The sequence below is a fragment of the Rhodovulum marinum genome (assembly GCF_004343075.1).
GTDB lineage: Bacteria > Pseudomonadota > Alphaproteobacteria > Rhodobacterales > Rhodobacteraceae > Rhodovulum > Rhodovulum marinum.
In genome coordinates, this window is record NZ_SLXP01000021.1 from 1 (window position 1) to 25,972 (window position 25,972).

25 protein-coding genes and 3 riboswitches are annotated in these 25,972 nt (G+C 70.1%); of the genes, 16 read left to right on the plus strand and 9 right to left on the minus strand.

Going from position 1 to position 25,972, the window contains the following annotated elements:
• The first annotated feature begins 206 nt into the window (after positions 1 to 206).
• From tcuA to cobJ, 7 genes are all read left to right on the plus strand, one after another.
• On the plus strand, positions 207 to 2,723 hold the full coding sequence (gene tcuA / locus EV662_RS19760; protein WP_207903654.1) for an FAD-dependent tricarballylate dehydrogenase TcuA: 2,517 nt from the start codon (positions 207 to 209) through the stop codon (positions 2,721 to 2,723).
• Positions 2,724 to 2,753: 30 nt separating this feature from the next.
• A riboswitch (cobalamin riboswitch) is annotated at positions 2,754 to 2,966 on the plus strand.
• Positions 2,967 to 3,088: 122 nt separating this feature from the next.
• The gene (locus EV662_RS18585) at positions 3,089 to 3,472 is read left to right on the plus strand and encodes a DUF1636 family protein (protein ID WP_132466153.1); all 384 of its coding nucleotides are present in this window, start codon (positions 3,089 to 3,091) and stop codon (positions 3,470 to 3,472) included.
• On the plus strand, positions 3,469 to 4,506 hold the full coding sequence (gene cobW / locus EV662_RS18590) for a cobalamin biosynthesis protein CobW (RefSeq protein ID WP_132466156.1): 1,038 nt from the start codon (positions 3,469 to 3,471) through the stop codon (positions 4,504 to 4,506). The genes EV662_RS18585 and cobW overlap by 4 nt, the downstream gene beginning before the upstream one ends.
• A gap of 6 nt (positions 4,507 to 4,512) precedes the next feature.
• On the plus strand, positions 4,513 to 7,821 hold the full coding sequence (cobN, locus tag EV662_RS18595; protein ID WP_132466159.1) for a cobaltochelatase subunit CobN: 3,309 nt from the start codon (positions 4,513 to 4,515) through the stop codon (positions 7,819 to 7,821).
• Complete coding sequence (locus tag EV662_RS18600) at positions 7,811 to 8,440, plus strand: precorrin-8X methylmutase (protein ID WP_132466162.1); 630 nt, start codon at positions 7,811 to 7,813, stop codon at positions 8,438 to 8,440. The genes cobN and EV662_RS18600 overlap by 11 nt, the downstream gene beginning before the upstream one ends.
• Positions 8,437 to 9,165, plus strand: a complete 729-nt coding sequence (cobI, locus tag EV662_RS18605) for a precorrin-2 C(20)-methyltransferase (protein ID WP_132466165.1) — start codon at positions 8,437 to 8,439, stop codon at positions 9,163 to 9,165. The genes EV662_RS18600 and cobI overlap by 4 nt, the downstream gene beginning before the upstream one ends.
• The gene (cobJ, locus tag EV662_RS18610) at positions 9,162 to 9,914 is read left to right on the plus strand and encodes a precorrin-3B C(17)-methyltransferase (protein ID WP_132466168.1); all 753 of its coding nucleotides are present in this window, start codon (positions 9,162 to 9,164) and stop codon (positions 9,912 to 9,914) included. Before cobI ends, cobJ begins: the two co-directional genes overlap by 4 nt.
• Here the strand turns inward: cobJ and EV662_RS18615 are convergent.
• Entirely contained in the window at positions 9,887 to 10,642 is a 756-nt protein-coding gene (locus EV662_RS18615; protein ID WP_132466171.1) for a cobalt-precorrin-6A reductase, read from the minus strand. The genes cobJ and EV662_RS18615 overlap by 28 nt on opposite strands.
• Here EV662_RS18615 and cbiE point away from each other — a divergent pair.
• Genes cbiE through cobF form a run of 6 tightly spaced genes read left to right on the plus strand, consistent with a single transcriptional unit; the run spans position 10,641 to position 15,748 of the window.
• On the plus strand, positions 10,641 to 11,840 hold the full coding sequence (gene cbiE, locus EV662_RS18620; protein WP_132466174.1) for a precorrin-6y C5,15-methyltransferase (decarboxylating) subunit CbiE: 1,200 nt from the start codon (positions 10,641 to 10,643) through the stop codon (positions 11,838 to 11,840). The genes EV662_RS18615 and cbiE overlap by 2 nt on opposite strands.
• Positions 11,837 to 12,205, plus strand: coding sequence for a cobalamin biosynthesis protein (locus EV662_RS18625; protein WP_132466177.1), 369 nt, complete (start codon positions 11,837 to 11,839; stop codon positions 12,203 to 12,205). The genes cbiE and EV662_RS18625 overlap by 4 nt, the downstream gene beginning before the upstream one ends.
• A complete protein-coding gene (gene cobM, locus EV662_RS18630) occupies positions 12,202 to 12,981 on the plus strand; it encodes a precorrin-4 C(11)-methyltransferase (RefSeq protein ID WP_132466180.1) in 780 nt (259 codons plus the stop codon). The genes EV662_RS18625 and cobM overlap by 4 nt, the downstream gene beginning before the upstream one ends.
• Positions 12,971 to 14,284 carry a cobyrinic acid a,c-diamide synthase CobB gene (locus EV662_RS18635; RefSeq protein ID WP_132466183.1) on the plus strand — a complete coding sequence of 438 codons (1,314 nt, stop codon included), beginning with the start codon at positions 12,971 to 12,973 and terminating at the stop codon, positions 14,282 to 14,284. Before cobM ends, EV662_RS18635 begins: the two co-directional genes overlap by 11 nt.
• Positions 14,281 to 15,012, plus strand: coding sequence for a uroporphyrinogen-III C-methyltransferase (cobA, locus tag EV662_RS18640; protein ID WP_132466186.1), 732 nt, complete (start codon positions 14,281 to 14,283; stop codon positions 15,010 to 15,012). The genes EV662_RS18635 and cobA overlap by 4 nt, the downstream gene beginning before the upstream one ends.
• Entirely contained in the window at positions 15,005 to 15,748 is a 744-nt protein-coding gene (cobF, locus tag EV662_RS18645; protein WP_132466189.1) for a precorrin-6A synthase (deacetylating), read from the plus strand. Before cobA ends, cobF begins: the two co-directional genes overlap by 8 nt.
• 19 nt (positions 15,749 to 15,767) lie before the next feature.
• Here the strand turns inward: cobF and EV662_RS18650 are convergent, their stop codons facing one another.
• The 5 genes from EV662_RS18650 to EV662_RS18670 are packed head-to-tail and all read right to left on the minus strand — an operon-like array spanning position 15,768 to position 19,182.
• Entirely contained in the window at positions 15,768 to 16,427 is a 660-nt protein-coding gene (locus EV662_RS18650; protein ID WP_132466192.1) for an energy-coupling factor ABC transporter ATP-binding protein, read from the minus strand.
• Positions 16,414 to 17,205, minus strand: coding sequence for a cobalt ECF transporter T component CbiQ (gene cbiQ / locus EV662_RS18655; protein WP_132466195.1), 792 nt, complete (start codon positions 17,203 to 17,205; stop codon positions 16,414 to 16,416). Before cbiQ ends, EV662_RS18650 begins: the two co-directional genes overlap by 14 nt.
• A gap of 4 nt (positions 17,206 to 17,209) precedes the next feature.
• Positions 17,210 to 17,782: a cobalt ABC transporter permease gene (locus tag EV662_RS18660; protein ID WP_132466198.1), complete on the minus strand. Its 573-nt coding sequence runs from the start codon at positions 17,780 to 17,782 to the stop codon at positions 17,210 to 17,212.
• Complete coding sequence (cbiM, locus tag EV662_RS18665; protein ID WP_132466201.1) at positions 17,779 to 18,396, minus strand: cobalt transporter CbiM; 618 nt, start codon at positions 18,394 to 18,396, stop codon at positions 17,779 to 17,781. Before cbiM ends, EV662_RS18660 begins: the two co-directional genes overlap by 4 nt.
• 12 nt (positions 18,397 to 18,408) lie before the next feature.
• A complete protein-coding gene (locus tag EV662_RS18670; RefSeq protein ID WP_132466220.1) occupies positions 18,409 to 19,182 on the minus strand; it encodes a DUF4198 domain-containing protein in 774 nt (257 codons plus the stop codon).
• A 162-nt stretch (positions 19,183 to 19,344) separates the two neighbouring features.
• A riboswitch (cobalamin riboswitch) is annotated at positions 19,345 to 19,552 on the minus strand.
• Positions 19,553 to 19,655: 103 nt separating this feature from the next.
• Here EV662_RS18670 and cobO point away from each other — a divergent pair.
• The 3 genes from cobO (at position 19,656) to EV662_RS18685 (ending at position 23,374) form a co-directional block, all read left to right on the plus strand.
• Complete coding sequence (gene cobO, locus EV662_RS18675; protein ID WP_132466204.1) at positions 19,656 to 20,282, plus strand: cob(I)yrinic acid a,c-diamide adenosyltransferase; 627 nt, start codon at positions 19,656 to 19,658, stop codon at positions 20,280 to 20,282.
• 126 nt (positions 20,283 to 20,408) lie between these two features.
• Positions 20,409 to 21,923 carry a cobyric acid synthase gene (locus tag EV662_RS18680; protein WP_132466223.1) on the plus strand — a complete coding sequence of 505 codons (1,515 nt, stop codon included), beginning with the start codon at positions 20,409 to 20,411 and terminating at the stop codon, positions 21,921 to 21,923.
• On the plus strand, positions 21,920 to 23,374 hold the full coding sequence (locus EV662_RS18685; RefSeq protein WP_132466207.1) for a cobyric acid synthase: 1,455 nt from the start codon (positions 21,920 to 21,922) through the stop codon (positions 23,372 to 23,374). The genes EV662_RS18680 and EV662_RS18685 overlap by 4 nt, the downstream gene beginning before the upstream one ends.
• Here EV662_RS18685 and EV662_RS18690 read toward each other — a convergent pair whose 3' ends face one another.
• From EV662_RS18690 to cobU, 3 genes are all read right to left on the minus strand, one after another.
• A complete protein-coding gene (locus tag EV662_RS18690) occupies positions 23,375 to 24,421 on the minus strand; it encodes an MFS transporter (RefSeq protein WP_132466211.1) in 1,047 nt (348 codons plus the stop codon).
• Between the two features lie 52 nt (positions 24,422 to 24,473).
• The gene (locus EV662_RS18695; RefSeq protein WP_132466214.1) at positions 24,474 to 24,818 is read right to left on the minus strand and encodes a cysteine-rich small domain-containing protein; all 345 of its coding nucleotides are present in this window, start codon (positions 24,816 to 24,818) and stop codon (positions 24,474 to 24,476) included.
• 187 nt (positions 24,819 to 25,005) lie between these two features.
• Positions 25,006 to 25,191: riboswitch (cobalamin riboswitch) on the minus strand.
• Positions 25,192 to 25,210: 19 nt separating this feature from the next.
• Positions 25,211 to 25,732, minus strand: a complete 522-nt coding sequence (gene cobU / locus EV662_RS18700) for a bifunctional adenosylcobinamide kinase/adenosylcobinamide-phosphate guanylyltransferase (protein WP_243695912.1) — start codon at positions 25,730 to 25,732, stop codon at positions 25,211 to 25,213.
• Positions 25,733 to 25,972 lie beyond the last annotated feature (240 nt).

Sequence of the window (25,972 nt, forward strand, 5' to 3'; positions counted from 1 at the left end):
CGCGCCCTTCTGGCCGCGTCCCTGGATGCACCGGCCCGGCCGCTCGACCTGCGCCTTCCATCGCCCTGCCGGCGCGGCGGAACCCGCGCGCGCCGTTTGTCGCTTTGAGGATTGCACGCTTCTGTGGGAGGGGCGCGGGCGCGCTGCCGCGCCTCGACGGCGCAGCGCGCACCGGTCGTGTGTCCGGCCTGGCGCATGGTCCCCGCGTGAGGGCCGGTGTTCTGGTCGTCGGTAGCGGGTTCGCCGGGCTTTGCGCCGCGATCGAGGCGCGGCTGGCCGGGGCGTCGGTCACCCTGATCGATGCCGCACCGTTCCACCTGCGCGGCGGCAATGCCCGCCATTCCCGAAATATCCGGCTTGCCCACGATGCCGAAACGCCCTGGCAGCGCGCGTGCTATCCGGTCGAGGACCTTCTGGGAGACCTGACGAGGATCGGCGCGCCCGATCCCGCGCTTGCGGCGGTCCTTGCAAACGGCTCGGCCGATCTCGGGGAATGGCTCGCCGCGCAGGGCGTCGCGTTCGAGCCCTGGGCGGACGGCAACCTGCCCTGGTCGCGGCGCACTGCGTTTTTCCGGGGGGGCGGGCAGGCATTGGTGAACGCGCTTTGCCGCCGGGCCGAGAGGCTTGGGGTCGAGATGCGGTATGGCTGGCGGGTCGGGGCGCTTGACCCCGCGGCGCTTCGACCCGAGGCAGGCAAGCCCTTGCGCATCGACGTCGAGACGCCGGAGGGCACCACGACGATCGAGGCCGCGGCGGTGGTCCTGGCCTGTGGCGGCTACGGGGCCGACCGCGAGCGGTTGGCCACGCATGTGGGGCCAGCCGCCCATGGCTTCGCCAATCGGGGCACGCCCTTCCAGCGGGGCGAGACGCTGCTCTGGCTGACAGAGAACGGGGCCGCGGCCGCGGGCCGGCCGGGCGGCGGGCACATGGTCGCGGTGGATGCCCGCGCGCCCCTTGACGATGCCGGGATCGTCAGCCGGGCGGACGGGATGCATCTGGGCATCGTCGTGGATGTCGCCGGGCGCCGGTTCACCGACGAGGGTGCCGAGGCGGGCCCGGCACGCTATTCCCACTGGGGCCATGTCCTTGCCGGGCGGGATGACCCCCGCGCCTGGCTGGTGCTGGGGGCGGACGGGGTGCGTGCCCTGCCGCCGATGCTCTATCCACCGATCACCGCGGAGGCCCCGGAGACGCTGGCCCGCCTCTGCGGCATCGACACGGCGGGGCTGCGCGAGTCCTTGACCGAACTCGAGTTTCATCTTGCGGGCGGTCCGCGGCCCGGCGTGCCCCGCACGCGGTCGGACGCGGCCCCACTTCTTCTGGCGCCGCCCTTTGCGGCGATTCCCCTGCATCCGGGCCTCGGTTTCACACGGCATGGCGTTTTGGTGGATGCCACGGCACGAGTGCGCCTTGCGGGAGGCGGCGTGTCTCCGCGCCTTTTTGCGGCCGGGGCAACGATGTTCGGCGCTGTCTTGGGCGAGGGCTATCTTTCCGGTCTCGCGCTGACCATCGGCGGCGTCTTCGGGCGCATTGCGGGACGGCAGGCCGCGCAAATCGCGGGCTCGGTCCATTCCGAGATCCGCGTTACCGCGTGCTCTCGCCAGATCCCGCCATCTGCGCCCGCCTCAGTTCCCGCTACCGACCCGGTCGCCGAAGCGCGCCGGGCGCTCAACGTCTGCAATACCTGCGGCTTCTGCACCGGGCTTTGCGACGTCTTTCCCGCGGCGCAACTGCGCGCGGCCCTGACGGCCGGGGACCTTCGCCACCTTGCGCATCTCTGCCACGATTGCCGCTCCTGCCATGACGATTGTCAGTATGCACCGCCGCATGATTTCGCGGTGAACCTGCCCGTGGCGCTGGCCGAGATGCGGGCCGAGGAATACCGCGCCGGTGTGCTGCCGCGCGGTTCTGCCGCGGCCTGGCTTGCGGTGGTCTATGCACTCTGCTTCGTCGGCCTGCCGCTTGCGGCGCTCCTGCTGGTCCCGCCGCAGGCGCTTTTCTCGGCCCGTGGGGGGGAGGGCAGTTTCTATGCCGTGATCCCGCATGGTGTGATGGCGGCCGGTGCTGGGCTTGCCTTCGGCGCGGCAGGCCTGATCCTTGCCCTCCGCATCTGGCTTTTCTGGCGGGCGGGGCGTGGACCTGACACGCACCATTCGCCGCACACCGTGGCAAGGGCGCTGTCGGACGTCCTGACCCTGCGCAACCTCGGTGGCGGCAAGGGGCCGGGTTGCGAGACGCGCGAGGGCCCCGTGGGCCCGACCCGCCGTTGGGCGCATCACCTCGTGGCCTACGGGTTCGGCCTCACCTTTCTGGCGACCATTGCCGGGGCGGCGAAACACCATTTCTTCGATCAACTCGCCCCCTATCCGGTGCTCAGCCTGCCGGTAGCGCTCGGCACGCTGGGCGGCATCGCCATGCTGGCGGGCCTTGCCGGTCTCGAGGCGCGACGGCTGCGGGCCGATCGGCGCCCCGCGGCACGGCGCATGGAGAGCGCCGACCGCTTCACGCGTGCCAGCCTTGCAATCGTCGCGGCCAGCGGGCTGGCGCTGCTGGCGCTGCGGGACACGGCGGCGATGGGCCTTTTGCTGGCGCTGCATCTGGGCAGTGTGCTGGGCCTCGCCCTGACCCTGCCTTTCGGAAAGCTCTCGCACGGCGCCTATCGCGCGGCCGCCCTGCTGCGTCATTCCGGGGAACGCGCCGCACGGGCCGCCACGCGAGATTGATCCTCTCGCTTGACAACCGGACTGTATCGTGGGCATGACACCCGGGCTGGTGCCTGCCTTCGGGTGGGTGAAAAGGGAATGCGATAAGGGCTGAAAGGTCCGAAGCGCAGCCGCCCCCGCGACCGTGACCGGAAAGGCTGCCCCATTGCCACTGGCCGACAAGGCCGGGAAGGCAGGGCAACCGCCAGACCAGATGGTCTGAAATCCGCAAGCCGGGAGACCTGCCAGCGCAAGACGACGTAACCGGACGGGGTGTTCCGGTGTCGGGTCAAGCTTCGGCTCTACCCGCCATCTGCCCTTGTCCCCTGAGCTATGGGGTCAAACATGTTGTTTCTTTCCAATCACCTCCGCGGTCCGGCGCCCGGATGAGTGGCGCGCCCGAGGGCGCGGTTGAAATTCTGGTTTGCGTGAAATGCCGGCAGGGTCAGCCTGCCGGCGATGCGGACGTGCTGCCCGGCGCACGGCTGCACGATGCGCTTGCCGGCCAGAACCTGCCCGCCAATATCCGCCTGATACCGGTCGAGTGCCTGTCGAACTGCACGGCGGGCGTGACCATCGCGCTGCGCGGCCCCGGTCGCTGGACTTATGTCTATGGCAATCTCGACGCGGCGACCGATGCGCCCGTGATCGTCGACGGCGCCACGAAATACCGCGATGCGCCGGACGGTCTGGTGCCCTGGCGCGCGCGCCCGGACCATTTCCGCAAGAACTGCATCGCCCGCATCCCCCCTCTGGAGGCCCCCGAATGACCGACCTTGCCAAGCTGCCCGTCACCGTGATCACCGGCTTTCTCGGATCGGGCAAGACGACGCTGATCCGACACCTGATGCAGAACGCGGGCGGCAGGCGGCTTGCCGTCGTCGTCAACGAGTTCGGCGATGTCGGGGTGGATGGCGATATCCTGAAATCTTGCGCCATCCCCGATTGCCCGGCCGAGAACATCGTCGAACTGGCCAATGGCTGCATCTGCTGCACCGTGGCCGACGATTTCATCCCCACCATCGAGGCGCTGATGGCGCTGGACCCGCGCCCCGATCACATCCTGATCGAGACCTCGGGCCTGGCGCTGCCCAAGCCCCTGCTCAAGGCGTTCGACTGGCCCGACATCCGCTCGCGGATCACGGTGGACGGGGTGATCGCGGTCGCCGATGCCGAGGCCGTGGCCGCCGGCCGGTTCGCGCCGAACCTGGCCGCCGTCGACGCCCAACGGGCCGCCGATGACAGCATCGACCACGAAACGCCGCTGTCCGAGGTGTTCGAGGACCAGATTTCGTGCGCCGATATCGTGCTGCTGACCAAGCCCGATCTGGCGGGCCCCGAGGGCGTGGCCACCGCGCGTGCCGTGATCGAGGCCGAGGCGCCGCGCCGCCTGCCGATCGTCGAGGTGGCCGAAGGCGCGGTCGATCCGCGCGTGATCCTGGGGCTGGGGGCCGCGGCCGAGGACGACCTGCACGCGCGCCCCAGCCATCACGACAGCGCGGCCGACCATGACCACGACGATTTCGAAAGCATCGTGGTCGACCTGCCGGAACAGGCCGACCCGGCGATCCTGGCCGGCCGTATCGAGGCGCTTGCGCGGAAACAGAACATCCTGCGCGTGAAGGGCCACGCGGCCGTTCAGGGCAAGCCGATGCGCCTGCTGGTGCAGGCCGTGGGCGCGCGGGTGCGGCACCAGTACGACCGGCCCTGGGGCACGGACGAGGCGCGCAGTACGCGCCTGGTGGTGATCGCCGAGCATGACGATATCGACGAAGGCGCGATCCGCGCCGCGCTGGCGGGCTGAAGGGCCATGCACGTCGTCTTCCGCGAAAGCCACGGTCTGGAAGAGACCGAGACGCCGACCGATCTGGGGCAGGATCCGGCAGATCTGGTGGTGCTCTCGTTCTCGGACAGCGATCTGGGGGCCTTCGCGGCGGGCTGGCACCGGGGCGGCGGGGCCGAGGGACGGATGCCGACGCTGCGGCTGGCGAACCTCGCGGCGCTCAAGCATCCGCTGTCGGTGGATACCTATGTCGAACGCACGTTGGAGGGCGCCAAGGGCATCCTGATCCGGCTGATCGGCGGGCGCGCCTATTGGGACTACGGGTTGCAACAGGTGCAGGCGCTGGCGCAGGCCAGGGGTATCGCGCTGGCCGTGCTGCCTGCGGACGGCCGCCCCGACCCGCGGCTGGACGAGGTCTCGACCCTGCCGGTGTCCACGCTGCGGCGGCTTTCGCAGCTGTGCGATGCAGGCGGCGCGGTGGCCGCGCAGGCGGCGCTGGCGCAGATGGCGCTGGCCGCGGGGCTGTATGCCGCGCCGGTGATGGGGGCCAAGGCGGTGCCGCAGGTCGGCGCCTGGACCCCCGAGCAGGGCGTGTGCTGCCCGCTGGTGGACCTTGGGCCGGACAGTGACCGCCCGCGCGTCGTGCTGACCTTCTACCGCGCCTATGTGACGGCAGCTAATCTGGACCCCATCGCGGCGCTGTTCGACGCCTTCCGGTCGCGCGGTTGCGATGTCACGGCGCTCTTCGTGCCCTCTCTCAAGGCGCCCGAGGCCGCGCGTTGGCTGGCCCGCCAGATCAGCCACCTGCGCCCCTCGGCCATCGTCAACGCCACGGCGTTTTCGGGCAAGGGCGAGGACGGCACCTCTCCGCTGGATGCGGGCGGCGTTCCGGTGTTCCAGGTCGCGCTGGCGACCTCGACCGAACGGGTCTGGAATGAGGCCGAGCGCGGGCTTTCGCCCGCCGATCTGGCCATGCATGTCGTGCTGCCCGAGGTAGACGGCCGCATCTTCGCCGGTGTCGCGTCCTTCAAGGAACCGGCCGCGCGCGACCCGCATCTGCAATTCTCCCGCCACGCCCATAGTGCGCATCCCGACCGGATCGCCGCGATCGCCGACCGGGTGCTGGCCTGGATCGGGCTGACCCGGCGTCCCGCCGCCGAAAAGCACCCCGCCATCGTGCTGTCCACCTACCCGGGCAAAACTTGGCAAATGGCCCATGCGGTCGGGCTCGATGCGCTGGCCTCGGCCGAGGCGGTGCTGGAAGATCTTGGCACCGAGGGCGTTCCCATCGCACCCGGTCCGCCCCTGTGCGATGCGCTGGCGCAGGAGGCGCAGGCCTGGCCGCTCGACGCCTATCGCGCGGCACTCGCCCGCCTGCCCGAAACCCTGCGGACGGCGCTGGACGCGGCCTGGGGCCCGCCCGAGGCCGACCCTGCCGTACGGGACGGCGCCTTTCAGTTCGCCGCCACCCGGCGCGGTGCGGCGCTGGTGGCTTTGCAACCCGAGCGCGGTGATCCGGCGACACGCGACGACGACTACCACGACGTCCACCGCACCCCGCGCCACGCCTATGTCGCCTTCTATCTCTGGCTGCGCGAGGCCATACGCTGCGACGCGGTGATCCACATGGGGGCGCATGGCACGCTGGAATGGCTGCCGGGTAAGGCGGTGGCGCTGTCGGCGGCTTGCTGGCCCGAGGCGCTGATCGCGACGCTGCCGGTGATCTATCCCTTCATCGTCAACGACCCCGGCGAGGCCGCACAGGCCAAGCGCCGGATCGCCGCCGTCACCATCGGGCATATCCCGCCGACCTTGCGGAAAAGCGGCACGCCAGACCGTTTTGCCCGGCTCGAAGCGCTGCTCGACGAGTTCTCCAACGCCGACGGACTGGACCCAAAGCGCCGCGCGCGGCTGCAAAAGGAAATCCGGACCGAGGCGCAGGCCCTTGGCGTCGAAGAGGATCTGGGCCTGGAGACCGCCGCCTGCCCGGCCGAGGCGATCACCCGGATCGACCGGTTCGTCTGCGACGTGAAGGATAGCCAGTTCGGCGACGGGCTGCATGTCTTCGGCCGCGCCCCGGCCACGCCCGGCAGCTTTGACACCGGCCCTTCCATCGCCGCGGAACGAATGGCGCTGCTGACGGCCTTCGCGGGTGGACAGATCGCGCCGGGCCCGTCCGGGTCGCCCTATCGCGGGCGGCGCGATGTCCTGCCCACCGGGCGCAACCTTTTTACCACCGATCCGCGCGCGGTGCCGACGCGGTCGGCCCATGCGCAGGGCGTGAAACTCGCCGAGGACCTCGTGCGCCGCCACCTGCAGGACCACGGCGATTGGCCGCGCCTGGTCGTCGACCTTTGGGGCTCGGCCACGATGCGCACCGCGGGCGAGGATTTCGCCATGGCGCTGCACCTGCTGGGCGTGACACCCGTCTGGGACGAAGGTTCCGAAAGAGTGTCCGGCGTCGAGGTGCTTCCCATCGCGATGCTCGACCGGCCGCGGCTTGACGTGACGCTGCGGGTTTCGGGCCTGTTCCGCGATGTCTTTCCCACGCTCTCGGCGTTGTTCCAACAGGCGATAAGGGTGCTCGGCGCGCGCGACGAGGCGCCCGACTGGAACCCCTATGCCGGCCGTGATGTCGGCGCGCGCGTCTATGGGCCCGCGCCCGGCAGCTACGGGCTAGGCATGGGGCTTGCGGTCGAGGAGTATTCCGACGAGGCCCGACACGCCGCGGGCGAGGCCTGGCTCGCGGCCAGCGCCTGGGCGCTGGATGGCGCGGAGAGCCGCCGCGACGAGGCAGGTCTGAAAGCTCGCGTCGAGCGGGCGGATGGGTTCGTGCACGCCCAAGACATGCCCGAAACCGATATACTGCTGGCCGCCGATTATGCCGCGCACGAGGCGGGCTTTGCCGCGGCGCAGGCTGTCACGGGCGGTAAGGCCGCGCTGTACCACTTGGATAATACCGACCCTGATCGTCCCCGCACCCGGACCCTGTCCGAAGAGGTCGCCCGCGTGGTGCGCGCCCGCGCCGCCAACCCCGCCTGGCTTGCGGGGATGCGCCGCCACGGCTTTCGCGGCGCTGCCGAGATCGCGGCCACGCTCGACCACCTTGCGGCCTTTGCCCATCTCGCGGGCGCGGTGCCGCCGCATCTTTTCGACCTCTACTACCAGGCGACGCTTGGCGACGACGACCTGACCGCCTTCATGGCAGAGGCCAACCCCCAGGCGCTTGCGGCGATGCGCGAGCGGTTCGCGGCGCTGGATCGCGCGGGGCTTTGGCACACGCGCCGCAATTCCATCGCCGCCGCCCTGCATCCGGAGACCAACGATGCCTTATGATTATGAAACCGACGGGGCCGCGATCTACGCCCAGTCCTTCGCGATGATCCGCGCCGAAACCAACCTGGCGCGCTTCGACGCGGACGAGGAACAGGTTGCGGTGCGGATGATCCACGCCGCGGGCATGGTGGGCCTCGCCCCGCATATCCGGTTTTCACCAGGCTTCGTGGCGGTCGCGCGGGCGGCACTTGAGGGCGGCGCGCCGATCCTGTGCGACGCGCGCATGGTGTCCGAGGGCGTGACCCGCGCGCGCCTGCCCGCTGGAAACGCCGTGATCTGCACCTTGCAGGCAAACGGCATCGCCGCCCGCGCCGCGGCGATGGGCAACACCCGCTCGGCCGCTGCGCTGGAACTCTGGCGGCCGCACCTTGCGGGCGCGCTGGTCGCCATCGGCAACGCGCCGACCGCGCTGTTCCACCTGCTGAACATGCTGGAGGATCCTTCCTGCCCGCGTCCCGCCGCGATCATCGGCTGCCCGGTCGGCTTCGTCGGCGCGGCGGAATCGAAAGAGGCGCTTTGGCAGGCACAGCCCGTGCCCTGCTGCATCGTCGAGGGCCGGCTGGGCGGCAGCGCGATCACGGTCGCCGCCATCAACGCCATCGCGAGCCGCGCGGAATGAGCGTGGGCACCGTTTATGGCCTGGGCCTCGGCCCGGGTGCTGCCGACCTTATGAGCGTGCGCGCCGACCGCCTGCTGCGTGGCGCGACCCATGTCGCCTATTTCCGCAAGGCCGGTTGCAATGGGCAGGCGCGCGCCATCGTTGAGGGGGTGATCCCCGCGGGCGCGACCGAGCATCCGATGGAATACCCGGTCACGACCGAGATTCCGTTCAGCGATCCCCGCTATAACGAGGTGCTTGCCGCCTTCTATGCCGAGAGTTGTGCCCGTCTGCGGACGCTGGCCGAGGCAGGCGAAGATGTCGTCGTGCTCTGCGAGGGCGATCCGTTCTTCTACGGCTCGTTCATGCATCTCTACACGCGGCTGACGGGCGTCGTGCCGGTCGAGGTCGTGCCGGGCATCACCGGCATGTCGGCCGCCTGGACGGCGACGGGTGCACCGATCACCTGGGGCGACGACATCCTGACCGTCTTGCCCGGAACCCTGCCGGAGGATGCGCTGGTGAGGGGAATCGCGGGTGCGGATGCCGTTGTGGTGATGAAGATGGGCCGCCACCTGCCCAAGCTGCGCCGCGCGCTGGCGCGGGCAGGCCGCGCCGGGGAGGCCTGGCTGGTCGAATGCGCCGCGATGCCTGGGCAGAAGGTGACGCGGCTGGATGACTACCCGGGCGAGACCGCACCCTACTTCTCCATCGCGCTGGTCCACGGTCAGGGACGGCGGCCATGAGCGGGTGGCTGGTGATTGCCGGGTTGGGGCCAGGATCAGAGACGCTGGTGACACCCGAGGTCACGGCGGCGCTGGCAGAGGCGACCGACGTTGTGGGCTACATCCCCTATGTCGCACGGGTGGCCCCGCGCGAGGGCCTCACGCTGCACGCCTCGGACAACCGGGTGGAACTGGATCGCGCGCGCCACGCGCTGCAGATGGCGGCGGCGGGGCGGCGCGTGGTTGTGGTATCTTCGGGTGATCCGGGGGTGTTCGCGATGGCCTCGGCGGTGTTCGAGGCGGTCGAGAGTGGACCCGCGGACTGGCGCGAACTCGACATCCGCGTGTTGCCCGGTATCACCGCGATGCTGGCCGCCGCGGCGCGGGCGGGGGCTCCCTTGGGGCACGATTTCTGTGCGATCAACCTGTCCGACAACCTCAAGCCCTGGGCGCTGATCGAGAAACGGCTGCGCTTGGCGGCCGAGGCCGATTTCGCCATGGCCTTCTATAACCCTCGCTCGAAGGCCCGGCCCGAGGGCTTCGCCCGCGTGCTGGAGGTCTTGCGCGACGCCTGCGGCGATGATCGGCCCGTGATCTTCGCCCGAGCGGTCTCGACGCCCGAGCAGGCGATCCGCGTCGTGCCGCTGACCGAAGCCACCCCCGATATGGCCGACATGCGCACGGTAGTTCTGGTCGGCTCGTCCCTGACGCGGATCATCGCGCGCAACGGTGTGCCCATCGTCTATACACCGAGGTCCGCGCCGGAATGAGCCAGCCAGTCAAGAACCTGATCGGGGGTCGACACCTCATGTCGTTCGGGCAGCGTCGGCCGGTCAATCATCAGGACCGGCAGACCCAGCGCACGCGCCGCGTCGATCTTCGCCCTCGCACCTGTGCCGCCCGCGTTCTTCGCCACCACGAGGTCGATCCGGTGCTGCCGCATCAGCGCGCGGTCGCCGGCCTCGGTAAAGGGGCCGCGCGACACGAGGGTGTGGTGGTCCGGCAAGGGGATCGCCCCGGCCGGCGGATCGACCAGGCGCAGCAGGTAGAAATGCTGCGGCTGGGCGGCGAAGGCATCAAGATGCATCCGCCCAACGGCCAGCATCACGCGCCGGGGCGGCCCCGCCAGCGCGGCGACCGCGGCCGCGATGTCGGGCACGCGGCGCCAGTCGTCGCCGGGCTGGGGCGTCCAGGGTGGCCGGGTCAGCGCGACCAGCGGCACGCCGGTGGTCGCGCAGGCGGCGACGGCATTTCGGCCCATCTGCGCAGCGAAGGGATGGGTCGCGTCGACCAGATGGGTGATGCGCTGCGCCGTCAGGAAGTCCGCCAGTCCGTCGATACCGCCAAAGCCGCCGATCCGCACCGGAATCGGCTGCGGCTTGGGGCGCTCCACCCGGCCGGCGAAGGACAGGGTCGCGTCGATGCCCCGGGCCGCAATCTTGGCCGCCAGCGTGGTCGCCTCGGTGGTCCCGCCGAGGATCAGGAGGTTGGGGCGCATGGCTGAGGCTCCGTGGCTGACGATCGTGGGGTTGGGCGAAGATGGCCCGGACGGGCTGCCGCCCGCAAGCCGTGCCGCGCTGGAAGCCGCCGAAATCGTCATGGGGCCACCGCGGCATCTGGGCCTGCTGCCCGATCTGGACGCCGAACGCGTCGAATGGCCGGTGCCCTTCGCTGACGGTCTCGAAAAGCTGCGCGCCCTGCGCGGCCGTCCCGTCGCGGTTCTGGCCTCGGGCGATCCGTTCTGGTTCGGCGCGGGCAGCGTGATCGCGCAGGACTTCGCGCCCGGCGAATGGCGCGCCTTCCCGGCCCCCTCGGTTTTCTCGCTTGCCGCGGCGCACCTTGGCTGGCGGCTGGAAAGGACGCCCTGCCTTGGCCTTCATGCCACGCCCTTCGGGCAGTTGCGTCCCCATCTGGCGCCTGGCGCGCGGGCGCTGGTGCTGCTGCGTGACGGGGCCGCGGTGCGCGATCTTGCGGCCTGGCTGACCGGGCTGGACTTTGGCGAAACCGGGATCTGGGTGATGGAGGCGCTGGGCGGGCCGCGCGAACGGGTTCGAAACGCCAAGGCCGCGGAGTACGACCTGACCGATGTGGCGCACCCGGTTTGCGTCGGGCTGAAGGTCGCCGGGACGGGCGCCCCGATCCCCGCCTGCGGCGGTTGGCCCGACGACCTGTTCGACCATGACGGGCAGATCACCAAGCGGCCGGTCCGCGCGCTGACGCTCTCCGCGCTTGCGCCCCGACCGGGTGAACACCTGTGGGATATCGGCGCGGGGTCGGGCTCGATCTCGATCGAATGGCTAGCCTGCCACCCGTCGATGCACGCGACTGCCGTCGAAGCGGATCCCGCCCGCGCCGACCGCATCCGCACGAATGCCGCAGCGCTGGGGGTGGACCGGCTGCGCGTGGTCGAGGGCCGTGCGCCCGAGGTGCTGGACGGTCTTGACCCGCCGCAGGCCGTGTTCATCGGCGGTGGGCTGTCCGAGGCGCTGTTGTCGGACCTATGGGCGCGGCTCGGGTCCGGTACACGTGTCGTGGCAAACGCGGTGACGCTCGAGTCCGAGGCGCTGCTGGCCGCGTGGCAGGCCGCGCAGGGCGGCAGCCTGCTGCGCGTGGAACTGGCCGAGGCACAGCCGCTGGGCACGAGGCGCGGCTGGCGTACTGCCTATCCGGTGGTGCAGTGGAGCGCCGTGCGATGAGGGTGGCGGGGTTCGGCTTCCGCAAGGGCGCGTCCCTTGAAAGCCTGTCCGACGCGCTGGCGCGGGCCGGCGGTAGCGGTGGTTTGACCGCGCTCGCCGCCCCAAGGGACAAGGCCGGTGCGCCCTGCCTCGCCGATTTGGCGGCGCGGCTGGGCCTACCGGTCCGGGCGGTCTCGTCCAGCGACCTCGCCGCCCCGGCCACCCTGACCGAGGCGCCCCGCGTGCGCGCGCTTCGCGGTACGGGGTCGGTCGCCGAGGCCGCCGCGCTTGCCGCCGCCGGACCCTTCGCGCACCTCACAGGCCCGCGCGCCGTTTCAACCGACCGGATGGCCACCTGCGCCATCGCAACCGGAGACACGACATGACCGTCCATTTCATCGGCGCGGGCCCCGGCGGCCCCGACCTGCTGACCCTGCGCGGACGCGACCTGATCGCGGCCTGTCCGGTCTGCCTCTATGCCGGGTCGCTGGTGCCACAGGCGATCCTGGCCCACTGCCCGCCCGGTGCGCGGATCGTGAACACCGCACCGCTGGATCTTGACGCGATCATCGCCGAATGCCGGGCGGCCCATGCCGCGGGAAAGGACGTCGCGCGGCTCCATTCCGGGGATCTGTCGGTCTGGTCGGCGATGGGCGAGCAGATCCGGCGGCTGAAGGCCGAGGGGATTCCCGTCAGTGTGACCCCCGGCGTTCCCTCGTTCGCGGCGGCGGCGGCGGCGCTGGGGGCCGAGCTGACTCTGCCGGGCGTTGCGCAATCGGTGGTGCTGACCCGCACGCCAGGCCGGGCCTCGTCGATGCCCGAGGGCGAGAGCCTGGCCAATTTCGCCGCCACCGGCGCGACGCTTGCCATTCACCTGTCGATCCACAACCTCGCCCGCGTGGTGGCCGATCTGACGCCCCATTACGGCGGCGAGTGCCCCGTTGCGGTGGTGTTCCGCGCCAGCTGGCCGGACCAGAGCATTACCCGCGCGACGCTTGACACAGTCGAGGCCGCGCTGCCCGAGGGTATCGAACGCACGGCGTTGATCCTTGTCGGCCCGGCGCTGGGGGCCGAGGGCTTCGCCGAAAGCTGCCTCTATGCGCCCGACTACGACCGCCGCTTTCGGCCGCAACGGGCCGAAGGGGGGCGACATGGCGGCTAATCCTCCGGGCCTCGTCATCGCCGCCCCGGCCTCGGGATCGGGCAAGACGACCGTGACGCTGGGCATCTTGCGCGCGCTTCGTGACGAGGGGCTGACGGTGCAGCCCTTCAAGAACGGACCCGACTATATCGATCCGGCGTTCCACCGCATCGCGGCGGGGTGCGAGTCCTACAATCTGGACATGTGGGCGATGGGCGAGGACTTGATCGGGGCCATCGCATCCCGGGCGCAGGGGGCGGACCTGATCCTGTCGGAAGGGTCGATGGGACTTTTTGACGGGACCTCGGTGCAGGGCGTTTCGGGGCGCGGGTCGAGCGCCGAGATCGCGCGCGCCTTCGGCTGGCCGGTGGTGCTGGCGCTGGATGTCGGCGGGCAGGCGCAATCGGCGGCGGCCACGGCACTGGGATTCGCACACCACCCCGACGCGCCGCCCTTGGCGGGCGTGATCCTGAACCGGGTGGCGGGGGCGCGGCACGAGGTGATGATCCGCGAGGAGATGGCGCGGCTGGGCATCGCGGTGTTCGGAGCGCTGCCCCGGCGCAGCGACCTGGAATTGCCCGAGCGGCATCTGGGCCTCGTGCAGGCCGAGGAGTACGTCGATATCGACGCGATGATCGGCCGTCTGGGGGCGTTCCTGCGGGACCATGCCGACCTTGCCGCGCTGCGTGACGCGGCGCGTGCCGGTTCGAACCGGCCGCCCGGCCGCTGGCCGAACCCGCCTGCACAGCGAATCGCGCTGGCCCGGGATGCGGCGTTCTCCTTCACCTATCCGCATCTGCTGGAGGGCTGGCGGCGGGCGGGCGCGGAAATCCTGCCATTCTCGCCGCTGGCGGACGAGGTACCCCCGGAGGCCGATCTGGTCTGGCTGCCGGGCGGCTATCCGGAATTGCATGCGGGCCGGCTCGCCGCCGCGGGCACCTTCCTCGACGGGTTGCGGCGCCATGCCGAAAGCCGGCCCGTGCATGGCGAATGCGGCGGCTACATGGTGCTGGGCGCGGGTTTGGTCGATGCGGACGGAGAGCGGCATGCAATGGCGGGGCTCTTGGGCCTCGTGACCAGCTATGCGCGGCGGCGCCTGCATCTGGGCTATCGCCGCGCGGTGCTGGAAACCGCCATGCCGGGCCACGGGGCAGGCGCGATGCTCTACGGGCACGAGTTCCACTATTCGACGATCCTGGAGCAGCCCGATGCGCCGCTCGCCCGCGTTACCGGTGCGGGCGGCAACCCCGTGCCCGAAACCGGGTCGGCGCGGGGGCATGTCACCGGCAGTTTCTTTCACCTCATCACGGAGGGTGCGGCGTGAGCGGTTTCGTCAGTTTCGTCAGTTCCGGCCCGGGCGATCCCGAACTCCTGACCCTGAAGGCGGTCGACCGGCTGAAGCACGCCGACGCGGTGCTGTTCGACGACCTGTCCTCGGGGCCGATCCTGTCACATACACGGGCCGGCGCCGATCTGGTGGGTGTGGGCAAGCGCGCCGGGCGCGCCTCGCCGAAACAGGATCATGTCAGCCGGTTGCTGGTGGATTACGCGGCCACCGGCGTCCGGGTGGTGCGGCTGAAATCCGGCGATGCCGGGTTGTTCGGGCGGCTGGAGGAAGAGATCACGGCGCTGCGCGCGGCGGGCATCGGGTATGAAATCGTGCCCGGCGTGACCTCCGCTTGCGCCGCCGCAGCGGCGGCGGGTATTCCCCTGACACGGCGGCTGACCGCACGGCGGGTGCAGTTCGTCACCGGCCACGACGTGACCGGTCACCTGCCCGACGATATCGACCTGGACGCGCTGGCCGATCCCCATGCCACCACCGTCGTCTACATGGGTCGGCGGACCTTCCCGGCGCTTGCCGGGGCGCTGGTCGCGCGGGGGTTGCCGAGGGAGACGCCCGCGCTGCTGGCCGAGGGTGTCACGACCGAGGCGCAGTGCCTGACGCTCGGCACCGTCGGGGGGCTGGCGGAAGCGCTGGCCGAGTCGACCTCGCCCGCGCCCGCGCTGATTCTCTACGGCCCTCTTGCCGAAGAGGCCGCCGATGCGTGAACTGGTCCTGATCGGCATCGGCACCGGCAATCCCGACCACCTGACCCTGCAAGGGGCGGAGGCGATCCGGTCGGCCGACCTGATCCTCGTGCCGCGCAAGGGCGCGGACAAGGCCGACCTCGCCGACCTCCGGCGCGATATCTGCGCCCGGGTGCTGGGCGGCGACGACGCCCGGATCGTGGAATTCGACCTGCCGAAACGCGACGCCGGGGGCGATTACCTGGAGGGCGTGGAGGCCTGGCACGACGCCATCGCATGCGCGTGGGTCGCGGCGGCGGGGCGGGAGGTGCAGCGGGTGGCCCTGCTGGTCTGGGGTGACCCTGCGCTTTACGACAGTTCGCTTCGGATCGCCGCCCGGCTAAGCCCGCCGCCGCGGATCACGGTCGTGCCCGGAATCACGGCTTTGCAGGCGCTTTGCGCCGCCCATGCCATTCCGCTGAACGAGATCGGCGCGCCGTTCCTTGTCACCACGGGGCGGCGGCTGCGGGAAGAGGGTTGGCCTGATTGCGCCGACACGCTGGTGGTGATGCTGGACGGCGGCTGCGCGTTTCAAACTCTCGACCCCGAAGGCATCACGATCTGGTGGGGCGCCTATCTGGGGATGGACGCGGGAGTGACGGTCTCGGGGCCGCTGTCCGAGGCCGGCCCCCGCATCGTCGAGACGCGCGCCGCAGCACGGGCGCGGCATGGCTGGATCATGGATATCTATCTGCTGCGCCGGGCATCGGGGGGCTGACCGCCCGGCCCGGTGGCTCTCATGGCGCCGGGTCGGGGGCCAGCACGCCATCGGCGAGCCGCAGGCTTTCCGACGCGATCTTCGCGCGGAACCGGGCGTCGTGGCTGACCAGAACCATGGGCTGCGGCAGGGATTGCAGGATCTCGACAAGCCGCGCCTCGTTCGCCTCGTCCAGCGCGTTGGTCGGCTCGTCCAGCAGCAGCACCTCGGGCTCCATCGCAAGCACGGTCGCCAGCGTGACCAACCGCTTCTCCCCGCCCGACAGCTTGTAGGTGATCCGGTCGCGCAGATGCATCAGGTCGAGCCGGTCGAGCGTCCGGTCGACGATCGCGACGGCCTCGGCGCGGGTCTTGCCAAGGTTCAGCGGGCCGAAGGCGATGTCCTCGGCGACGGTCGGGCAGAACAGCTGATCGTCGGGGTCCTGGAACACCAGCCCGGCGCGGCGGCGGACCTCGTGAAATTCCGCCTCTGTGCGGCGCGGCTTTCCGAACGCCACGACCCGCCCCGCATCGGGGCGCAACAGCCCGACCATGATCCGCAGTAGGGTGGACTTGCCCGCCCCGTTCGGGCCCGTGATCGACAGCCTCTGCCCCTCGTGCAGGGCAAGGCTCGCCCCCCTCAGGATCAGCGCCTGACCGGGATAGCCGAACCGGATGTCGGCCAGCTCAAACAGCGGCATGGGCGATTTCGGCGGCGAAAAGCGCCAGCAATGCCGCGCCCAGGCCCGCCGCGAACAGGGCATCAGAGCGCCCGTAGGCGAGCGTTTCCAGAAGCGGGATGCGCCCCGCGAAGCCTCGGCATTTCATCGCGCCCAGCACGCGCTCGGACCGCTCGATCGCGCGGACCAGCATCATGCCCACCAGATAGCCAAAGCTGCGATAGCTGTGCCAGTTGGTGGACGGGCGGAACCCGCGCATCTTCATCGCCTGGCGCAGGCGCAGGTATTCGGCGCGCAGCACGTCGATATAGCGGATCGTGAACATCAACAGATGCACCAGCGTGTCGGGCACACGCAGGCGCGAGAGCGCATGGCCCAGCGTCACCGGCTCCATCGTTCCGACCAGCGACAAGAGCGCCAGGACCACGGCATTCGCGGTCAGCAGGATCTCGACGGCAAGGGCCAGGCCCTGCCAGCTGGCGGCGAAGCCCCAGAGGGTGAAGATCGTGTCGCCGGGCACGGAAAACGGCAGGAGCGCCAGCAGGAAGATAATGAAACTGTCCATCGCCGCCATCCGGCGGAGCGTCGGTGCGACCGGCACGCGCGAGAGCCACATCAGACCAACGGCCATCAGCAGGGCCGCGACGAGGACCGGCATCCAACTGCAAACGACGGTGACCATGGCAAAGGCGCAGGCGCCGAGGATGCGGGCACGCGGGTCGAGCCGTGCCAGCGCGCCGCCGTGTCCGGCCCCCGTGTCGCTCAGGGTCTGCCGCTCCAAGGTCAGGATGTGGCCCATGCGGTCAGCCCGCCAGCCTGCGGCGCGCGGCGAAGTAGAAGCCGAGGCCGAACAGCCCCGCGATATAGCCGATGCCGCCGAGGACGGTCTGGATGTCGTGATGTTCCTTGTAGGCGGCCAACTCGCGGCGCAGCGGGCGCATCTCGTCGCGCATGATCGCGGCGATTGCGGCCCTGTCCGCGTCGGACAGCCCGGCGAGCGGCGCCGCGGCGGCGGGCTCTGTAGGGGCAGGCGCGGCGCCCGTCGCGGGACTCCCGAGGATCGCGGCGACATCCTCGGCGGCCATCTCGAATTCCGCGACATGGCCCGCGCCGAGGTCGGCGCGGAAGATGTGACGCACGGGCTCCGTGGGGACATAGGTAAAGAACCCGTCCGCATCGGTCATGGCTTCGCCCAGCTTGGTGCCCGCACCGTCGAACACCTCGACCAGAAGGTTTGCCACCATGTCACCGCTCGAAAAGCCGACCTCGCCCTCGATCGCGTCGCCGCTGGGAAAGGCCGAGGCGATCACCTTGTGGGCGGCGGCGGGCAGTGGCGCGAGGGCGAGACAAAGGATGATGGACAACGCGCGGATCATGACGGGGCTCCTTTCATCGCGTCGAAAAGGTCGGGCTTGACCTGCGCGGCAAGGTAGATCGCGGCGGCGGACAGGAGGCCCTCGATCACCATCACCGGGATATGGGCGAAGAACACCAGCTTGGCCGCCGGAATGAACGCATCGCCCGACAGCATCAGCGACAGCCCCACGAGGGCGGTGGTCAGGGCGATGGCCAAGGCCCCGCCGAAGCCCGCCCAGATCGCCGCCGTCAGCGGCGATCCGCGCGTCACACCGCGTCGGCAGACGTAATAGACGATGACCGCCGGCAGCGCGATGTTCACGGTATTCACCCCCAGCACCGTCAGCCCGCCGAAGCCGAAGAAGACCGCCTGCAGCAAGAGCCCGACGAACAGCGCCGGGAAGGCGGCCCAGCCGAGGATCAGCCCGGCCAGACCGTTCATGATGAGATGCACCGAGGACGGGCCGATTGGCACATGGATCAGCGAGGCCACGAAGAAGCTCGCCGAAAGCACGCCCGCGGCCGGTATCTTCTCCAGCGGCAGGTGCCTCAGCCCCAGCGCGATGCCGCCCGCGGCCAGCGCCGCCCCGCCGATCACGACCTCGTTCGCGAGCGCCCCGTCCACGATATGCATGGAACCCGCCTCCTACTCGACGTCGTAGGCGCGGATCCAGATCACCGCGTCTTGGGACAGTTCCTTGCCCTCGTGTTCGGTGTCCGGGCCGACGCCGAGCGCGGCGAAGCCCCAATAGCCGGCCTTGGGCACGCCGAAGGTGAAATAGCCGTTCGCGTCCGAGATCGCGACGACCGCGCCGCCCGGCATCGGGCCGGCGGTGGCCTCTTTCGGGCTGCTCGTCGCCATGTCGGGTTCGGCCGCCATGTATTCGATCTCGATCTCGGCGCCCGCGACGGGTTCGCCGTTCGACATCACCCGGCCCGTGAAGGTCGAGCCCGCAATCACGTTATAGGGCTTCACCATCGGCACGATCTCGGTCTTCAGGCCCTGCGGCTCGGTCCAGTCGGTGGGCAGCGTGTTGCGGTTGAGATAGGCCTTGGTGATCTGCTGGATGTAGATGTCCTCGGACTGCTCGTAATAGGGCGCCGGGACCGTGACGAGGACGTAGTCGCCCGCGCGTTTCACCGGCACGTTGCCGTCCCAGGCGACGGCCTCGTTGCTGCTGCCCGTGAAGCTGGTCTGGGTCAGCGTGTCCTTCAGGTCGATCTTCTCGCCACGATGGATTGCATAGAATTCCAGCGGTTCGCCCATGTCCATGACATGGCCGTTCTCGAACGGGTGCCAGAAGATCAGCTTGACCGGCACGTCGCCGGGCCGGTCGATCATCGTGTCCTCGGTATAGGACAGCTGGAAATGCGCCGAGGCCAGGCCGGGCACCAGCGTCAGGGCCAGCGCCGCGGTCATCAGGTTGCCGTGGAAAATCAAAGGTCGTCTCCTTTCAGCGGTGGCGGCACGATTGCCGCGGTCGGAAAGGACGAACGGGGACAGAAGGCTCGAACAGGCCAGGACGCGGCCGATCCGGGCCAGACGCGCACCCCGGCGTCCGGTCGAAACCGCCTCGGCGAACCGGGTGGCGGGTGAGCGGCAGGTCTCCTGGCTCGCGGGTCGTCGCTTGGCTGGCCTTCCCGGGTATCCCCAGTGGCGTTTGTCAGCCGCGCTCTCCGCTTACAGTTGCGGGGGCAGCCGCGGAATTGTGCCTCTCGGCACGCACCGCGTTCCCTTTTCATCCCCGGCAGCCTGGGCGCCCGGGGAAACCGATCACGGTTCTGTCATGTCAAATGGACGGCCGCGGTGTCAATCGGGAAATGCACAGGCCGTTTGACGCGGGGCGTGCGCCGCCTAAGCTGGGTGGGAGCCGCTGATGAAAGGGACAGGACATGGCCGAGACCGGCATCCCCGCCGACGAGACCGCGCGCCATGCCGCCAAGATGGCCAGGCGGAAGGAGGCGAAGGACCGGGCGCTGGCCGAGAAGACCGCCGAGAAGGGTCTCATCATCGTCCATACCGGCGCGGGCAAGGGCAAATCCTCGTCCGGGTTCGGCATGATCCTGCGCTGCATCGCCCATCGCATGCCCTGCGCCGTGGTGCAGTTCGTAAAGGGCGCCCGGGATACCGGCGAACGGCGGCTTCTGACCGAGCGTTTCGCAGATCTGTGCCAGTTCCACGCCATGGGCGAGGGCTTCACCTGGGAAACCCAGGACCGCACCCGCGACATCGCCGCCGCCGAAAACGGGTGGCGCAAGGCCCGGGACCTGATCCGCGATCCGGCGATCCGCATGGTCCTCCTGGACGAGATCAACATCGCGCTGCGCTATGGCTATCTGGATGCGGACCAGGTGGTCGCGTTCCTTCAGGCCGAGAAACCGCCGATGACCCATGTGGTTCTGACCGGGCGCAATGCCCCCGGGGCGCTGATCGAGGCCGCCGACCTGGTGACCGAGATGACGCTGGTCAAGCACCCGTTCCGCGCCGGCATAAAGGGCCAGCCCGGCGTGGAATTCTGATCCGCGGCTTGACAACCCGTGCGGGGCGGGCGCATCACCCGGCGCCGAAAAGACGTGCGAGCTCCCATGACCTTCGACCTGCCCCCCGACGACGCCCCGCCGCCGATGCCCGTGATCGACGTGCCGATGCTGGACCCCGCGCCGCCGCGCCGGGGTCGATCGCTGATGATCCAGGGCACCAGTTCGGACGTGGGCAAGAGCCTGTTGGTGGCGGGGCTGGCCCGCGCCTATGCGCGTCGTGGCCTGAAGGTCGCGCCGTTCAAGGCGCAGAACATGTCGAACAACGCCGCCGTGACGGTGGACAGCGACCTGCCCCCCGGCCCGGGTGGCGACACCCCGCGGGGCGAGATCGGCCGCGCGCAGGCGCTGCAGGCGCGAGCGGCGGGCCTGCGGCCATCGATCCACATGAACCCGGTCCTTCTGAAGCCGCAGGCGATGGTGGGCTCGCAGGTCGTGCTGCGCGGACGCGCCCTCGGAAACTGGCCCGCCCGGCATTATCACAATCTCAAGCCGTTGTTGCTGCCGGCCGTGTTGGACAGTTATCGCCGAATGGCCGCCGAAGCCGATCTGGTGCTGGTCGAGGGGGCGGGTGCGGGCACCGAGACCTGGCTGCGGCACTGCGACATCACCAACATGCGCCTGGCCGAAGAGGCCGACCTGCCGGTGGTCCTGCTGACCGACAATGACCGGGGCGGCGCGATGGCGGCCGTGGTCGGGTCGTGGCTCTTGCACACGGAGGATGAGCGCGCACGGATCAAGGGCTTTCTGGTCAACAAGTTCCGCGGCTACTTCTCGCTCTACGAGCCCGCCTGCCGAACGATTACCGAAACCACCGGCTGGCCGCTTCTGGGCGTGGCGCGCTGGTTCGACCTGGCGGCCAACTTGCCCGCCGAGGATGCGCTGGCGCTGGAACGGCCGCAGACCCCCGGCGGGGCGGGCCTCGTGATCGCCGTGCCGCAGATCGCGCGGGCTGCGAATTTCGACGATCTCGATCCGCTGTCCTCGGAATCCGGCGTCGACCTGCGCTGGATCAGGCCCGGCCAGCCGATCCCGGCCGAGGCGGATGTCGTGCTGTTGACCGGCTCCAAGACGACCCGCCCCGCGCTGGAGGCGCTGCGCGCCGCGGGCTGGGATGTCGATATCCTGGCCCATGTGCGCCGGGGCGGCCGGGTGGTCGGCATCTGCGCGGGCTTCCAGATGCTGGGCCGTGCGGTGCGCGACCCCGACGGGATCGAGGGGCCGGCGGGCGAGACGCCGGGCCTGGGCCTTCTGGACATCGAGACCACGATCGGCGGCGACAAGCGGCTGGTCGAGATCGACGCCGAGGATGCGCTCAGCGGCGCCCGCGTCACCGGCTATGAGATGCATATGGGCCGCACCGGAGGTGCGGGGCTAAACCGGCCCTGGCTGCGGCTGAACGGGGTGGCCGAGGGCGCGGTGTCCGCCGATGGCCGCGTGATGGGCGCCTATCTGCACGGGCTCTTCGGCGCGGACGGCTTCCGGCGGCACTGGCTGACCGCGATGGGCGGGCGCGTCTCGGGCCTCGACTACGAGGCGCAGGTCGAAGGCGCGCTCGACGCGCTGGCCGACCAGTTGGAACACGACCTGGATCTCGACGCGCTCCTTGCGCTGGCGCGATGACCGCAAAACGGCTGATGGTGCTTGGCACCGGGTCGGACGTGGGCAAGAGCCTGCTGGTCGCGGGCCTGTGCCGCGCCTGGGCGCGCCGCGGCCTGAAGGTCGCGCCGTTCAAGGCGCAGAACATGTCGAACAACGCCGCCGTCACCGCCGATGGGGGCGAGATCGGCCGGGCGCAGGCCTTGCAGGCGCGCGCGGCGGGCGTGCCGCTGACGGTGCACATGAACCCGGTACTGCTGAAACCGGAAACGGATGTGGACGCGCAGGTTGTGGTGCAGGGCCGCGTGCTGGGCCGGTATTCGGCCAGCGCCTATCAGCGGCTGAAGCCCGAGCTTCGCGGTGCGGTCTGCGCCAGCCTCGACACCCTCTCGGCGACCCATGACCTGGTGCTGGTCGAGGGCGCGGGCAGCGGAGCCGAGAGGTATCTGCGCCCGCAGGACATCTCTAACATGGGGCTGGCCGAGGCCGCCGATCTGCCCGTGGTGCTGGTGGGTGACGAATCGCGCGGCGGCGTCACGGCGGCGGCGATCGGGCATCACCGGCTGTGGACCGCGTCGGAACGCGCCCGTGTCGCCGGCGTCATCGTCAACAAGTTCCGCGGCGATCCGGGCGTCTTCGCCCCCGCCGCCGCAGATATCCGGGCCGAGACCGGCTGGCCGGTGCTGGGGCTGGTGCGCTGGTCCGATGCCGCTCGCGCCCTGCCCGAAGAGGATTCGCTGGGCTTCGGGCGCAAGCGGGGTGCGGGGAGCGGTCTGGTCGTCGCCGTGCCGGAACTGCCGCGGATGGCGAATTTCGACGACCTCGACCCGCTGGCGGCCGAGTCCGGCGTCGATCTGCGCTGGATCCGTCCGGGCCAGCCGATTCCCGGGGACGCGGATGTCGTCCTTCTGCTCGGTTCCAAGGCGACACGCGCGGCGTTGGAGGCACTCCGGGCCGAGGGCTGGGACATCGACATCCGCGCCCATCTTCGGCGCGGCGGACGGGTGGTCGGCCTGTGCGCGGGGTTCCAGATGCTGGGCCACGTGGTGCGTGACCCTGACGGCATCGAGGGGCCGCCCGGAGCGAGCGCGGGGCTGGGCCTGCTTGAGATCGACACGACCCTGACGGGAGACAAGCAGCTGGTCGAGATCGACGCACAGGACGCGATCAGCGGCGCGCGCGTCACCGGATACGAGATGCACCTGGGCCGGACGACGGGGCCGGGCCTTGACCGGCCGTGGTTTCGGCTGGACGGCCTATGCGAGGGTGCCGTGTCGCCAGACGGCAGGACGATGGGCAGCTACCTGCACGGGCTCTTCGGCGCGGACGCATTTCGCGCGCATTGGCTTCGGGCGATGGGCGGGATGGCGGCCGGGACGGATCATGCCGCCCGACTGGACGCGGCCCTGAACGCCTTCGCCGACGAGATCGAGGGCGATCTCGATCTCGACCGCCTGCTTGCCGCGGCCCGGTAGTCAGCGCTGGGCCTCGGGCCAGGTCCGGTGAAGATCGTCGATCACGAAGGGATGGGCATGCGGGCGTCCCTCGCGCAAATGTGGATGGCTTGGCGGCAGGTTCTCATGGCGGTGCGGGAGAACCTGTGGATCGCGCGCGGGCCAGGCCCGGCGCGCAAGCGCCAGCCCGGCCAGCGCGAGCCCCGCCAGAACGACAAGCGCCGCCGTAGCGCCCAGCAACGTCATCAGCGCCCCGGCCAGCGGATAGCAGACCAGCCAGCGCGCGTGGGACAGCGCGAATTGCGCGGCGAAAACCGCTGGCCAATCCTCGGGGTTGGAGGATCGTCGCAACAGCCGACCCGTCGGCGTCAGCACACTGGAATAGCCAAACCCGAAGACCAGCCAGGCCAGCAGTAGAGCGCTCCAGTTCAGGCCCGCCGTGCCGATGGCCGGCGCGAGGCCCAGCAGTTCCGCAACCATCAGCGCCGCGCCTCCGCTCATCACCCGGCGATCCGCCAGTCGGTCGAGCAACCGCGGCAGAACCAACGCCGCAATCATCGAGCCGAGCCCGGACGCCCCCATCGCGACGGCGACGGCGCTTTCAGAGAGGCCCAGCCCGCCGCGCACCAGAACCACCGTGTTCACCAGAACCATCGCGCCGCCGGCGGAGGCCGCGACGTTGAGCGCGAGCAGGCCCCTCAGACGCGGCGTGGCCAGGTAGATGCGGATCCCGCGTGTCGTGCTGTCGTAAAAACCGCGCCTCGATCCGGGCTCCGGGCGCGGCAGCAGGACCGACAGGACCAGCCCGCCCGAGGCGGCAAAGCCGAGCGCAGTGCCCAGAAAGAGCGCATCGTAGGACAGCACCGCCAAGAGCAGCGCGGCGAGCGTCGGACTGAGGATGTTCTCCAGTTCGTAGGCGAGCCGCGACAGCACCAGCGCCGCGTGATGCCCCGCCAGATCACAGGCCAAAGGCCCCAGTGCGACGGTCGCCAGACCCGTTCCCAGCAGGGCCACGACCTGCGCGGCGAAGAGGTGGCGATAGGTCCGGTCGACGAGAATGTCGAACATGCGGCTTTACCCTGGCAAAACGTTCCGGGATTTGCAGTGGCGACGCCGCGCCTTAATCCTCGCCTTCCTGTCCCGGCGGTTTCGGCCGGCGCACGGGCGGGTCAGTCTGCGGCTTTCCGGACCAGACCACAGGGTATTCCAGCCAGCGCTGGATGAAGTTCCACGACTTGAAATAGCCGTCATGGGGCAGGATACAGGCCGAACAGTCCTTTCGGGTCAGCCCGTTCCGGTCGGTGTAGACCTCGTAGGGACCGGGGCATTCGTAGGCGATCAGCGGGCAGTAGCAGAACAGGCAATTGAACTCGCGCTGCACGCCCTTGTGGCAGGGCAGGAAGGGGCAGTCCGTGTTGGTGAAGCCCTTGAACCCTTCGTTCGTCGTCGTGTCCTTGGGTTGCATGGAACGCAACTCCTTTCGGTTCCCCGACGGTCCGCGCACACCCCGCACGGCCGACAGGAGCATGGGTGGCCCTCCGTGACCCCAAGGGGCGCGGAAAGCCGTTGACCAGAGGAGGGAACAGGAGGCGCCGGTTTGCGGGCGCAGCATAGGGCCGGGGCCGCATCCTGCCTCCGGGCCCGCCGCCCGGGGTCGGTTCGACGTTCTGGCAGGTCTCCTGGCTTGCGGGTCTCGGCCCTTTCATCCGCCTTCCCGGCTTCGGCGCCGGTGGCAATCGGACAAGGGCTCGCCGCTTACAGTTGCGGGGGCAGCGCCGGGTTTGCACCGGCTTCCCTTTTCACTCCCCTCGGGGAGCACCAGAACGTCTCCGACACTGGCCGCAAGCAAAGGCGCCGTCAAGCGGGCGGTGCGCTCTTGACCCGCATCGGCAGGCCCGAGACGACGAACTCCACCTCGTCCGCCATCAACGCCACGCGCTGGTTCAGCCAGCCCTGCGCATCGCGGAAGGCGCGCGCCAGCGCATTCTCGGGCACGATGCCCATGCCGACCTCGTTGCTGACAAGGATCACCGGGCTTCGCTGACGGGCAAGCGCCGCAACCAGGGTCACCGTCTCCGGTTCCCAGTCCCGCCCGTCCAGCATCAGGTTCGACAGCCACAGCGTCAGACAGTCGAGCAGCCGCGGCCCGCGCCCGTCAGTGCGATCGAGCGCCCCTGCGAGGTCGAAAGGTTCCTCGACCGTGGTCCAGCCCTCCCCCCGGTCGGAAATGTGCCTGGCGATCCGCGCGTGCATTTCCTCGTCCTCGGCGCGGGCGGTGGCGATGTAGAAACGCTCGCCCGGAAAGGCACAGGCGCGGGCCTCGGCATGGCGGCTCTTGCCCGAGCGCGCACCGCCGGTCACGAGGATTGTATGGGCCAAGGCGGTCTCTCCCTGCGGATACGGCAGCCCGTTGCATAGGCCCCCCGGGGATGCCATTCAAGCGGGCGCGTTTCATGCCGGGGTCTTCATGCGCCAAAGCCGCCTTTCCATGCCGCGCCATGCCGCGCGCCGGGCCTGCGTTGCAGGCCATTTCGGCGAGTTCTTGCAGGGCCGGTTGGGGCCCGACGGGCCGGTGGTTCTGGTCACGCTGCCCTGTCCGGCGCTGGCGGTGCGGGCGGT